Genomic DNA, 13,092 nt, shown 5'->3' with positions numbered 1-13,092 from the left:
GCGCCGGGGGCATGCCGAGGCTCAGGCGGCCAGCGCCAGCACCGCCTTGTGGCGGGCCACCCGGCCCGGCTAGATGCCCAGTTGCGCGAACACGTTTCGCCATCGGTCTTCGCCGCTCTTGCGATCCTCCCACCCGGCCGGCTGGGCGACCGCGACCAGAGCCGGCGCCAGCGCGTGCGAGTAGGTCTGGAAAGGGTAAGGCGTGAAGTGCATGAACCGCATCTCGAAGTCGAACGCCGCATTCTCGAAGCGATTGCTCGCGTAGGAAGTCTCGGCCCTGTAGGCCTGGTCGAAATTCGCCACGGTCTGTTCCTGGAACTGGTGGTACAACTCGTGCGCCTGCGTGCTGCGATATTCGAGATAGGAGTTGCCGATATTGTCCTTGTTCATGGTGATCGTTCCGTGAAACTGACTGCCAAGGACGCTTCCGCTCGGATTCATGTTGCTGACGTAGTTCACCTTGTCGAAGTTGGCCTTGTTGTTCAGGGCGGCCTGGACCTCGCGCTGGTTTTGCTTTACCCGCGGTGAGTTGTTGGGGTCCTCCCAGACATTGCGCATCATGATGGCGTTGCCGATGGCACTCCCGATCATTGCGCCGGCAATCCCCGCCGCAGCCCCGGCCAGGATGTCCCAGTTGCCGGAATCGACAACCTGCGCCATGCCCGCGATGGTGGTGGTGCCTGCCGCAGCCGTGCTCAGCATCACCAGGACCGCCTGGCGCGCCGTCGTACCGAGGAGGGTGCCGCTCAGCGCGGAAATGCCCCACAGCGCGCCACCGCCTATGCCGCCGGTGAGCGCGCCGAGCAGTCCGCCCACCACGGCACCCTTGGCGCCGCCGTCGATGCCGCCGGCCACGGCACCGCCCGCCAGCCCGCCGGTTATGCCCGCAAGGACAGGATTGCCAGCCGAGACCACGAACACGAACGCGCCGACCATGCCACCGACCAGCCCGCCAAGCGCCGATCCGAGCGGCGAGAGGCCGGAGGGATCGACGTAGACCATCGGGTTGTTCCCCGCGTAGGCGTACAGGTTAAGCAGCCCCGGGGTTGCCAGGGCCAGCTCCGGCGCCGTCAGGTAGAGCGGGTCCGGGCTGACGAAGCGGCCTATCTCCGGTGCGTAATTGCGTGCTCCGAAGTGATACAGGCCGCTGATCTCATCGAGGATCTTCCCGCCGAACGCGCATGGCACCGCCACCCCGCCGGCTCCCCCCGCCTCGCCGAAGGGATGGAAGAAGCGGCTGCCCGCCAGGGCGCCGGCCGCATCCGTCAGTACCATGACGTGTCCCAGTTCGTTGCCGTGGAGCCAGGTCCGCCCGCCGGCCTGGTCGATGGCGATCGGCGCGCCGCCGGCGCACAGGTAGCGGCGCACCGCGCCGTCGTCGTCCTCCTCGTAGAGGCCCGCCAGGAACAGCGTGCGGCGCGCCGCACCGGCGACGGTTGCCGTGCGCCAGACGCGCTCGCCGACGGCGTTGTAGCGATAGGCGACCGTGGCGCCGTCCGCGCGCTGGACGCCGGCCAGCCGGCCGAAGGCGTCAAACATCAGGTCGCGTCCCGGCAAGCGCACGACGTTGCCGTTCGCATCGTGCGCGTAGAGGGGGACGAGGTTGCCGCCGTCCAGGATGCCGGCGATGCGGTTGCTGCCGGGCGGCGCGTAGACGATGGGCGCGGCGGCGTGGGTCGGGTAGACCACGACGTTGTTGGCGGCATCGTAGGCGTAGCGCCGCACGTAGGCGCCGACGGCGGCCGATCCCCCGCCGTCCACTTCGAGCAGCCGGTAGCGGCCATCCAGGATGAAGCGGCGCGGGTGCGGTGCGTCGGGGCCGGGCGGGCGGCCATCGCGCTGGCCCAGCACGTTGCCGACGTTGTCGCGGTCGTAGCTCAGGTCGTGCAGCACCTCCCCCGCCGGGCCGAGCACACGCAGGCGGGCCAGGAAGCGCGTCAGCGGATCGTAGTCGAGCAGGGTCTGCACGCCGTTCGCGGCGCGCATCGACGTCCGGCGGCCGTGCGCGTCGTATGTCAGCGCGTCGAGTGCGCCCGGCACGGCGGCAAGCCGGCCGGCCCGGTCGTACTGGAACGTGACCTCGGCGCCGTCCGGATAGCGGATGGCGGCGACCTGGCCATTGGCCTGATAGCGGTGCTCCAGCGTCCAGCTCCGGCCAGGCGCGCTCAGCGTGCGGCGCGTAGGCCGACCCCGGGAATCGTATTCGAAGGCCCATTCGCCCGCCTCGTCGTGGGCGGTGCTCAGCCGGCCCAAGGCGTTGGGCAGGTCCGGTGCGTCATACACCAGGTTCTGCGCCAGCATGCCATCTACCGCCGTGCCGGTCGGCCGACCGAGCGCGTCGCGGGCGATGGCGATGCGCCGGCCGGCAGCGTCGGCGCTGCGCACCAGTTGCCCGCCGGCATCGTAGTAAAACAGGTGGCTGCCCGCGTCCACATGGTCGAGGGCGAGCCGGTTGCCCGCGAGATCGAAGCGCTGGCCCAGCATGCGGCCACCCGCCGGGCCGGTTGCCTCGACGAGTTGCCCGGCCTCGTCGTAGCGGTAGGCATGGCTCGTGATCAGCCCGTCGTGGAGCTCGGTAACGCCGACCAGCCGCCCCTGGCCGTCCAGGCGGTGGATGGTCGGCGTATCGAAGAAGCCGCGGGCGACGTTCGCGGGCGACGCGTCGGTATCGTTGGCGTCGTAGGTGACCGTGCGGAATGGCTCGTAGAGCGAGCGCGTGCTGCGCCCGCCGGGCAGTCCGGCAGACACGACCCGGCCAATCGCGTCGTACTGCAACGTCGTGACCCCGCCCGCGGGCACCGGCCCGAAGTCCAGCGAGCCGGCAATGGACGGCTCGCCGCGGCTGGCAACCCAGCCGCGGCTGTTCAGCGACTCGAACGCCGACACCAGCACGCTGGCCTCGTCGATCATGGCCCGGGTCTGCCGCACCTGCCCGCTGCCGTCATGGAATACGCGTCGCCGCAGCGGCGGCATGCCGTCGGCCAGTTTCTGCTGCAGCTCGACATAGGGCGGTGACGCATCAAGGTGGTACGACACGGTCTCGCCCGGATCGGCAAGCGAGTCGCCCGGGAAGGCGAGCGCGGTGACGCGGCCCAGCGCGTCGAAGCCGAAGCGCCAGACCGCGCCGTTGGCGTCCGTCATCTCGTCCGGCTGGAGCGCCGCGTCGTCCCAGCGCAAGCGGGTGACATGGCCGGCCGCATTCTGGAGCCGGACGGGAAAGACCCCGGCGGCATCGCTCGCCAGCGTGGTTTCGTGGCCGAGCGGATCGCGGGTGGCGGCGAGGTTGCCGCGGGCGTCATAGCTGTAGCGGCCGGCGTCGGACCAGACTGCGCCGTCCTCGGTCCGGTAGCCGAGCGCGGCGGCATCCAGCCCTTCGGCGCCGTAGTGGGCGGCGAAGTCTGGCTCGTCGAGCACGCGCACGCTTTGGCGGACAAGATTGCCGGTGGTCGCCTGGCCGGGCGGGAGTCCGGTGAATGGCTCGCCATCGTAGTAGTAGCGGCGCTCGCGCACCAGGGCGCCGTCGCCGCGCCGCTCGGTCACCCGCGACGGCAGCGCGCTCGGCCGTCCATCCGGCGTGCGCGCGAATTCGACCTCGCTGACCAGCGTCAGCGGCGCCGGGCCGTTGGCCGACATCTGGTCTCGCGTGACGTTGCCGCTGTCGTCGAACGCGTAAAGATGCTCGATGACCACCGGCCCCTCCGCCCCGCCCGGGGCCTCGTTGCGGATGGTGTGACGGTGCACCGTGGCGACCGGCGTGCCGTCGGTGCCGTGTTCGGCGACATTTGCCGCCCACGCACTGCTCGAGCGGCGCATCACCGGACCGCCTGGCGGGCCTTGCGTGGTCTCCAGCATCTTTCCCCAGCGGGCGACGGCCAGCGCGCGTTCGTCGCGGCCCAGGCCGTCCGTCGGCGTCGCATCGAAGCGCATCGCCGTCAGCAGAGCCGGCGCCGTGGCGTCGCCATGATCGACCAGCTCGACGCGGCCGAAGCCGGCGAAGCGCCGCTCGCGCCCGTCGTAGACGCCTTCGTGATAGCGAATCTCCTGCCATGTGGACAGGCCCGCCAGCGGATCCTCCTGCCGGACCTCGGCGACCACCTGCACCGGAAACGGCAGGAAGGTGTTCCAGGGATGCCCTTCGGCCCGGTCACGCGCGGCAAACTGGCTCGAACTGCTGTAGCGGATGCGCGTGTGCTTGCCCAGGCCGTTGTCGATGGCCGACAGCAGGTAGGGCTTCTCGTCGCCCCCGAGGTCAAGGAAGAAGTAGCGCGTACGCGGGCGCCGCTCCGACTCGTAGCTCCACAGCACGCCGGCCGTCCCCGCACCGAGCATGTCGGCCATCCGCACGTCGGCCCCGCCGCTCGGCGGCGCGTTCCCGAGCCGGACAGGCGCGGCAAAGCCGGTACCGGTGCGGTTGATCCAGACCGTCACGACATCGCCTTCCACGACGACGAGATCGGCCAGCCCGTCGCCGTTGACGTCGCTCAGGAAGATGCGGCGCGGCTGTTCGGGCCGCGCGAAGGCCGGGGAGCCGGCGAGCACCCGCCGCCTGCCCCAGCGGCCGAGGCCTTCGTACGGCCAGTAGGACACCTCGCCGGACCTGACCAGGACGATGTCGGCCAGGCCGTCCCCCGTCATGTCGGCAAGCTGGACACGCGGGTCCGCGAGCGACACGTCGGGAAAGGCATCGATATCCCGCACGCGCGGGATCGGCGGCAGCGACTCCCAGCCCTCGCTGCCACGGTTGAGATGCAGGACGAAGGCCGATGGCGTGGTGCGCAGCAGGTCCACCTGTCCGTCGGCATCGAGATCCACGAGGCGGTTGTTGGGATCGCGCAGGCTGTAGGCCGGAGCCCGGCGGTAGCGCTGGAACGGCCCCCATGTGGCCGGGCCGGTCTTGGGAAAATAGCCGGTGTGCGGGCCCTCGGTCACCAGCAGGTCGGCGGCGCCGTCGCCATCGGCGTCGCCGAAGCTGGTCCCGGGCGCGCCGAGGTGCGCGCCGTCGGGCAGGCTGCGGATCTGCCGTGGCGCATCGAAGCTGCCATCGCCGCGATTGGCCCAGTAGCAATGGCGCTGGTCGTCGATCTGCACGATGTCCGGCAGGCCGTCGCCGGTGCAGTCGAGCAGGTCGGTGCCGGGCAAGCCGAGCGGCGCCAGCGCAAAGCCCAGCGGGTTGACCAGCGGGCGGCACCGGCCGGTCTCTGGCCTGAAGCTGGTGTAGCCGAAGGTGAGCGGCGGCATGGTGGCCGTCTCGCCGGCGCGATGGCCGGTCAGCTGGATCTGCCGCAGCAGCGACAGCGGCGTCTCGGCGGGCTCGGCATAGCTCAGCGCGTAGCGGCGGATCAGGCTCTGGCCGGCGAGCCGGTCACAATGGATCTCGATCGACGTGCAGCGCAACGCCGTCGTGACCGGGAAGCCGTGCCTCGCCGTGGCGAACACATCGGGCCGCGGCGCGTAGGCAAGGACCACGCGGTAGGCTCCGTAGGCCACCTCGCCGAGATAGCGGTTGTTGCCATCGGCGACATAGCGGTAGCGGATCTGGTTGCCGTTGCGGTCCTCGGCCTCCTGCAGCGCCCACGCCAGGATGCGGTCCGGATGGTCGGGGTGGACGATGCGCGCCTCGCTGTCCACGCCATAGCGCTGGACGCCGCCCTCCTTCGGGAATATTTCCCAGTGGTCGCCGCGCTCGATGCGGGCGAACAGTTCGTCATAGCGGGGGCGCCAGCGCCCGTCGGCGAGCCGCACGAGTTCGCCGTGCAGGTCGAGGCGGAAGCCGTCGGTGTCGTCGTAGCGCACKAAGCGGCGCTCGCCGTCGCGGTGGATCGACGGCACGCCCAGCGCCCAGCCAAGGCCAAAGGCGCCGTTGGCCCCGCCGGAGTTGTAGGCCAGCGCCAGCGCCGGCCGGATGCCTGCCGGACCTGCCGGCAGGCGCAGGTCCAGGACATAGCTGCCGGTGCCGCGGTTATAGTCGGCCACGAAGTTGCCGCCCAGCCCGCGCACGTCGCCGCCGCCTTTGGGCAGGCTGACGCCCAGGGTGGACACGCCGGACAAGTGCGCCATGACGCCTCCTCACAGGCGGCTATGCATCCCGCACGGCCAGGTCAAGGAACCGCGCGGTCGGGTTCTTCCAGGCCAGCAAGCCAACCCGCCCGCCCACCGGTATCGACGCATCGCGCCCCGCGAGCACCGGCACGCCGTCGAGTGCGGCCACCAGCGCGTTGTCGACCACGGCCACGCTGAGCTGGTATGTCCGCCCGGCGTCATAGCCGGCGGCCGCATCCACGGCGGGCGTGTCGAGCTCGGCAAAGACGCCGGCCACCTTCTTGCCGAGCCGGCGGTAGCCCAGCGTGGCATCCATCAGGAAGTAGTAGAAATTGTCCGCATCCTGGTAGCGGAAGACCACGCCAATGCCGTCGTGGTCAGAGGCGAGGCGCGTGCGCAGGACCAGGTCCCGGCGCGCCGGCCAGCCGGCATCCGTCCTGCCGACCAGCATGGCGCCCGGCTTGGCCGCGCCGGCATCCTCCAGGGCGGCCGCGTGCAGGCCCGATTGCTGCAGGACGCGCTTGCCTGCCGGGTCGTAGCTCCACGCCCCGGGGCCGCCATCGGTGGCCCCCGGATCGTCGACGATCTCGAAGCCCGCCAGCGGGTCGGCGCCGAAATCGCCTTGCGTCACCGTGCGGCCGCGCGGCACGTACGTGTAGTTGGCAAAGACAGCGACATTGCGGATCTTGTCCCAGCCAAACCCGGCGGCAAAGGCGGCAGCGTTGAGCCCCGGGTCGATCCGGATGACCCACGTGCCCGCGAGCGGGCGGCCGCGCAAACCCGCGAGTGCCGCATCGGCGGTGCCGACCAGTCCGTTCGCGTCGGTCACCGCGTTGGCGCTGGTCCCGTCCAGCTCGACCGTCACGGTCAGGTTCGCCGGGGATGCGCCCTCGACGGTCTCGAGGTTCAGATAGAGGTCACGGACTGTCGGCCCGGTGTGGTTGAAGGGCAGGTACGCTTCGTCGATGGCATAGCGCATTTCCCCGGTGGACTGGAAATTGAAGAACTCGTCCGGGAACTGGAAGCGCAGCGACAGCCCGAGCATCTGCTCGTCGCGCCCGGCCGCCGCCAGCTCCGCCCTGACCACGCTCGCTACCTGGCCGCTGTAGTAGGCGTCGTAGTAGAGGACAAGATGGACGTTGGTGATGGTGCGGTAGTCAACGTCGTTCACCTCCGGCGGCAGGTCGAGGACCCAGCCGCCGGCGACGCCGCTGTTCTCGAACACGGCAAGGACCTGCTCCTCGGTCGAGGTGAAGACGAAGCCATCGCCGCGCAGGTCGAAGCGCGACAGGATCATGGTCTCCGCCTTCTGCACGCGCGTCTGGACCGCGCCGTTGCGGTTGCGGTCCAGGGAAATGCCGCTGCTGGTCAGGGTGCCGTGCAGGCCGTCGGCACCGACCAGCCCTTCGATCACCACTTCCACGCGGCGCAGCTTGCGGCGGTAGGTGCCCGGGTTCCAGCGGTCGAATTCGTCGAGCGCGGTCTGGAAGTCGAGCCGGCCGGTCTGCTGGAAGTCCCGGCGGAACTGGAACGGGTAGCGGTCCGCGAGGGCGATGCTGACCTTGACCGGCGCCTTCTTCGCGGTCTCCAGCAGGCGGTCGTAGCTGAACTGGTCGATGTCGGCGAGCAGCAGGTCGGCGGCCATCAGGCCGTCCAGTTCGCTGCGCGCGTAGTCGAAGCGGATCCGGTTCACCGTGGTGTCGTATTCGAACTCGTAGGCGCGCTCCATCAGGAACGCCGCGCCGATGGCCCAGTCGAGGTAGCGCCGGCTGATCTCGCGCTGGGCTTCGGCCAGGTTGTCCCACAGCTCGGGGGTCAGCTCCTGGTCCTCGAAGGCATTGAGCTGGCTCTTTGCCTGGGCGGCGCGCAGTTCGGCAAGCTGCTGCTGGGCCTGGGCTGCCCCGACGCCCTTTGCGGCGACCTTCGCCTGGGCATTGGCCAGGGCCAGGTCCCCGCCGAGCTGGTCGATCTTGCGGTCCATGTCGCGCAGTTCGAGGTCGCGGGTGGCCTTGTTGCGGCTGCGGTTCATGGTGCGCAGGATGTCGCCCTTGGACACGTCCTTCGTATAGTAGAAATCCGACGTGCCGGTGATCCCGGTATAGGTCTCGTGGACATAGGTGAGCTGGATGCCGAGCTGCTGGGCAAAGTCCGGATCGACATGCACGCCGCCGTCCGGCGCCGAATAAAGCGCACTGATCTCGTCATAGAAGGCGGTTTGCTCGGCAACGGCCTCGTAGTCGTCCCGCGACGCCTGCGCTTGCTCGATGCGCTGGGCAGCCAGCGCCGATGTCTCCTTGGCCACGCGCTCCTGCTCCTGGGCAAGGGCGACCTTCTGCTTCTCGACATTGACCGCCGACTGCTGCGCGGCCACGGCCTGTTCGAGGGTGAGCCGGGTGAATGCCTCCTTCTCCGCCGTGCTCTTGAAATTGAGGTAGGCCCGCTCGGCCTGGACCGCCTGGTTGGCGAAGTAGCGCGCCTGGTTCTGCAGGTAGCGCCACGGATGAATCGGGATGATGTCGTCCGGGAAGCCAAGATAGTTGATGCCGTTGGCGATCTGCTGGAGGCTGGCGAGCGCCTGCAGCACGAGGATGCGCCGCTGGTACCCGATGCCATCGAATTGCAGCCAGTCGGGGGCGTTCAGCAAGGCCATCGTCTCGGCCGCCAGCGGCGCGAAGCTGCCCGCGTAGAGGGGGCCGTCGATCACGTAGCCGCCGGGCACGACCTTGACGATCCGCTCATAGGCGAGCCGCGCGGAGGCGGGGTCCTGCTGCCGGTAGTAGCGGTCGCCCTCGGCCAGGTAGGTGCGGGCCAGCCGGGTCCAGAGCATGGGCCGTTCGATGGCGAGGTTCAGGTAGCGATAGTCGCGCGCGAGCACGAAATAGTTCGCCGCCAGGTCGTAGCGGCCCAGCGCATGATAGGTATCGCCGAGCGCCAGCGGCAGCACGAAGCCGCGCACCTGGGCGAGGTAGGAGATGAATATGCCCGGCACGGTGAGGTCGATGCCGAGGTCCACCAGCCTGGCGGCATCGATGCGCGGCTGGTAGAGCGCAGTTTCGAGCGCGGCGGCGCCGTTGTCCGACAGGTCGATCGTGATCGCCCCGTCCCGCCCGGCGACGTCGACCGCGATCACCGGTGCCACCATGCCGACCTCTACCTGGTGCCACGTCACACCGCTCCTGAGCAACAGCGGCAGCCCCGCCGTCCCGACCGGCCGCGTCACGGACGCACTGCCCGGATTCAGCGCCTGGGTCACGCTCCAGTCGAGCCGGGCCGGCAACTGGTTCACCGCCGCGGCGAACCGCGTGGCGGCCCCGGCGCCATCGCCCGCGAGGCTGCTGACGACGCCAAGGTTGTGATCCATCGAGGCGGCTACGCCGGGACTGCGAAGGTTGCGGTACGTCTCGGCAGCCCGCGAAAAACCGGCCTGCGCGCCTTCGATGTCGCCGCTGGCCAGCGCGATGGCGGCCAGGATGGCATGGCCATCGCCCTGCTCCGCCTCGTTGCCGGCGCCCAGCGCGTCCTCGGCATGCCGGCGGGCCAGGTCGAATTCGCCCTGCCGAAGCAGCGTCAGGCTCAGGGCCTGGGACCGCTGCGCCTTGCCGGTGCCGCCGGCGTAGCGTTCGGTCAGTTCGGCCACGCCCGGCGGCGGCTCGATGGGCGGCATGATGTCCGCCGTCGGGCCAAGGGATGGCCGCAGGCGATGGATGCTGGCACTGGCTTCGAGGATCGGCTGGACCAGTTCAAGCCTGGAGAGCAGCTCGGGAGCGAGCTTGCCGATCACAGGTGGGAAGACGGGCCAGACCAGGACCGGCAGCAGGCCCCACGCGGCCAGATAGTGCGAGAGCGCTTCGCCGTAGCGCTGCCGGAAGAACGCCGCGTTGCCCTGGAGGACATGGGTCTGGATCCGCTGTTCGAGCGGCAGGTCCGAAGTGGGGTCGAGGATGGCTGCCAGGGAAAGTGACTTGGTGGTGTACACCTCGGCCAGGTAGGTCGGCATCCTGTGCTCCCGCGATCGATTTCACGCCGTGACAGCGAACGGCCACGGGCCATGCACCGCTACAGCCTAGTCGAAAGAACGGAAGATTCGTAGGAGAGGGCCAGCCGCGGGACGACCGCCGCCCCTGGTGAAAGCCGGCGGCTCCACTGTTCAGGGGCGGGACGCCAGGATCCCGGGTGGATCCAGTGCCTGGCGGCATAGCATAAGCAAATACTTATGCTTACGAGAAAAACGTTTAATTATCATTAATGCATTGCCATGGCTACGCTTGGATCGAAGTCACCAGATCCCGGGGCGTTCGATCATGGGCCAGTCAACCAGCTATCCAGGCACTGCTGCAGAGTCGATGCCGACACAATGGCATCAATGGCATCCCGGTGTCGACAGGGAGCCGCCTCTCGGCGCCCATCTCGTCACGGCGCGGCACGGCTACAGCCACCATGGCATCTATGTGGGCGATGGCAAGGTGGTGCACTACGCCGGTTTTTCCGGGTCGTTGCGTTGCGGCCCCGTAGAGGAAGTCAGCGTCGCGCGTTTCGCCGGCGGTCACGCACTTTCGGTCGAGCCCGGCCCCCGTCCGGTCTACCTCGCGAACGAAGCCGCGCAGCGTGCGCGCTCACGGCTGGGCGAGAATCGCTACAGGCTGCTGACCAATAACTGCGAGCACTTCTGTGCCTGGTGCCTTTATGGCGAAAGCCGCAGCGAACAGGTGCGCGCGTGCTTCATCGACCCTGTTGCGGCCCTGCGGACCGCGCTATGCCTGCTCACGGCATGCCTTGCGTCGGCTTCGCCGATGTGGCCCATCGGCACTGCCGTGGCCTGACCCGTGCCGGCCTGGCGCGGCATGGCCTTAGCGTGATTTGCCCCGCACACTCTTCCTGGCATTCCCGGCGCGAGGGGCGTCCTTGCCCGCCAAGGCGCCTGCGCCGTTCATCTGCTCCATCCACGACAGGGCGTCGACGTACGACAAGAACTGCTGGAGATATCCTGGCGACAGCTCCCGCATCAGCAAGAGCGCCCGGTGCACCAGGTGGTTCGAGTTGAGCGGGCCGGCATTGTCGGGAACCTGCTGCTGCGACTGCCGCAGTTGCCGGTCTGAACTGACCCTGAGCCTGGACCAGGTTTCCCTGAAATGATCGAGCACCTCCAGTTCGGGAAAGGCGGCTAGTCCGGGCCGGGGCTCCCTTGCTGCCGCGCCGCCGCCGTCAGCCGGCGGCCGGCCGGCGGCGTGGCTGGTGGCGTGACTGGCGATGTATTCGACAAGCTCGCCAAGCGCCCCGCGAGCGGGCGCGGGTGCCGCGGGCGCGCCAGCGGCATCGCCACGCTTGCGTGCGGCGCTTTCGAGATCGTCGCCATATGCCTTGAGCAGCTTGGACAGCCGGTCGTCCAGGAGGCGCCGCGCCTGGCCGCCGTGGCCGGCTGCCCGCCGGTCGAGCGCGTCCATGAAATGAAAGCGGATGGGATCGAGGCGATCGGCGCCGCGCTCGCGCCATGCGTCGAGCGTCGCCCGGGCGTGGCTTGTCCCGCCGCCACCGTTCCCGCCAGCCTGGGTCTCGTCATTACTCACGGGGCTTCACCGTCGCCCGGGATGGCCTGGGGATAGGCGCGATTTCCACCCGGCGGTTCTTCGCCTGCCCCACGGCATCGGCATTCGACGCCACGGGCTGTGCCGAGCCGAACGCGGCCGCAAATACCGAGGACGACGGAATACCGTCATCGACCAGCGCGCGGGTCACGGTCAATGCGCGCTGGGCCGACAGCTCCCAGTTGTCGGCGAACCGGCTGTTGCCCTCGCGCATCTGCTTGTCGTCGGTAAAGCCGCTGACCATGAGGATTTCGTCCCGGGCCTGGAGGTACGCGGACAGCGGGCCGGTGAGGCTCTTCAATACGTCCCGGCCCGCGGGCTGYAACTGATCGGAATTCAGCGCAAACAACACGTTGCCGCTGATGCCGATACGTCCATTGACCAGCGTCACCCGGCCCGCCGCCAGCGGCCCCGCCAGCGCGTCTTCCAGGGCCTTGCGGCGCTGCGTCTCCACCTGCCGCCGCTTGACCTCTTCCTCCAGCCGGGTCGAGAGTTCCAGCTGCACGCCGATCACGCCCACCAGGATCAGAACGAATGCCCCGAGCAGCACCGACATCAGATCGCCAAAGACGGCCCAGGTCGGTACTGCCGGCTCCAGCCCGCCGTCGATGTCCTCGCTCATGCTGCCTCGGTGCCGGCGGATGCCCGCTCGCCGGCGAGCTGTTGCAGGTCTTCGACGATCTGCTTTTGCGACAGCATGCTCAGGTCGATGACTTCCCTGGCCTGTGCCACGTAATACGCAAGTTGCTCGTCGCTGCGCGAAATGGACTTGTCCATGGCCGCTTCGATGCGCTGCAGGTGAGCCACCAGCTTGTCGTTCGACTCGCCAAACGACTGCACGGCGACGCCGAATGCTTCACCCAGGCTCGCCACCTCGACGGCGCTGCCGGTGACCTGCGCGGCCACTTCCGAGAGCTTCCCGGTTTCGGCCTCGACCTTGTCGGTGAACCGGGTGCCGACGCGATCGAGCAGCTCGGCCGACGTGGCGACCAGCGCGTCGACCGCCGTCCGTTGCTCGGTGGAGGCGTGATTCACGGCATCGAGCAGGGTGCCCAGCGTTTCCAGCAGGCGGCTGCGCTCCTCCAGTATCGCGTTGTCGTGGGCCAGGCTGTCGGAGAGCTTCTGGCGCAGTTCGCCGATGACGTCGGCCGCGGCCCTGGGCGCTTCCGAGGCGGCTTGCACCAGCCGGCCGATCTCGGCAATCGTCTCGCTGGCGTGTGCCTGCGTCCGGGACGAGATATCGCTTGCGGTCCGCGCCAGCGTCTCGCAGATTTCCTGCTGCCGGCTCGCCGTCTGCGTGCTGGTCTGTTCCCATTCCTTGCGCAGCGTGGCTGCCATCGCGGCGAGCGACTCGGTCCAGGCCGCCAGCCGCTGCTGGTCCCGCGATGCCAGGTCCGCCTGCAGTTGCGCGGCAGCCTTGGGGGCCTCGGCGGCGGCTTGCACCAGCCGGTCGATCTCGGCGATCGTTTCG

At 69.2% G+C, this 13,092-nt stretch carries 5 protein-coding genes and 1 pseudogene; 1 reads left to right on the top strand and 5 read right to left on the bottom strand.

Going from position 1 to position 13,092, the window contains the following annotated elements:
* Positions 1-69 precede the first annotated feature (69 nt).
* Entirely contained in the window at positions 70-6,057 is a 5,988-nt protein-coding gene (locus AC1DO7_RS21310) for a toxin TcdB middle/N-terminal domain-containing protein (RefSeq protein WP_477116536.1), read from the bottom strand.
* Between the two features lie 19 nt (positions 6,058-6,076).
* A complete protein-coding gene (locus tag AC1DO7_RS21305) occupies positions 6,077-10,036 on the bottom strand; it encodes a Tc toxin subunit A-related protein (protein ID WP_441622473.1) in 3,960 nt (1,319 codons plus the stop codon).
* Between the two features lie 346 nt (positions 10,037-10,382).
* On the opposite strand from AC1DO7_RS21305, the gene AC1DO7_RS21300 reads away from it, so the two are divergent.
* Positions 10,383-10,859, top strand: a complete 477-nt coding sequence (locus AC1DO7_RS21300) for a lecithin retinol acyltransferase family protein (protein ID WP_441622509.1) — start codon at positions 10,383-10,385, stop codon at positions 10,857-10,859.
* Between the two features lie 27 nt (positions 10,860-10,886).
* Here the strand turns inward: AC1DO7_RS21300 and AC1DO7_RS21295 are convergent, their stop codons facing one another.
* The 3 genes and pseudogenes from AC1DO7_RS21295 to AC1DO7_RS21285 form a co-directional block, all read right to left on the bottom strand.
* Complete coding sequence (locus AC1DO7_RS21295) at positions 10,887-11,603, bottom strand: DUF2894 domain-containing protein (RefSeq protein ID WP_441622471.1); 717 nt, start codon at positions 11,601-11,603, stop codon at positions 10,887-10,889.
* The gene (locus AC1DO7_RS21290) at positions 11,596-12,243 is read right to left on the bottom strand and encodes an OmpA family protein (protein ID WP_441622469.1); all 648 of its coding nucleotides are present in this window, start codon (positions 12,241-12,243) and stop codon (positions 11,596-11,598) included. The genes AC1DO7_RS21295 and AC1DO7_RS21290 overlap by 8 nt, the downstream gene beginning before the upstream one ends.
* Positions 12,240-13,092 (bottom strand): annotated as a pseudogene (locus AC1DO7_RS21285) (DUF802 domain-containing protein); the annotation flags it as partial. The pseudogene AC1DO7_RS21285 and the gene AC1DO7_RS21290, both read right to left, overlap by 4 nt.

The sequence above is a fragment of the Cupriavidus sp. 05N40 genome, from assembly GCF_056397305.1.
This window is presented reverse-complemented; position numbering and strand designations above follow the sequence as displayed.

Bases quoted from the DNA above. Each gene is read 5' to 3' on its own strand.
- AC1DO7_RS21305 (WP_441622473.1), bottom strand. From the start codon at position 10,036: ATGCCGACCTACCTGGCCGAGGTGTACACCACCAAGTCACTTTCCCTG.
- AC1DO7_RS21300 (WP_441622509.1), top strand. From the start codon at position 10,383: ATGCCGACACAATGGCATCAATGGCATCCCGGTGTCGACAGGGAGCCG.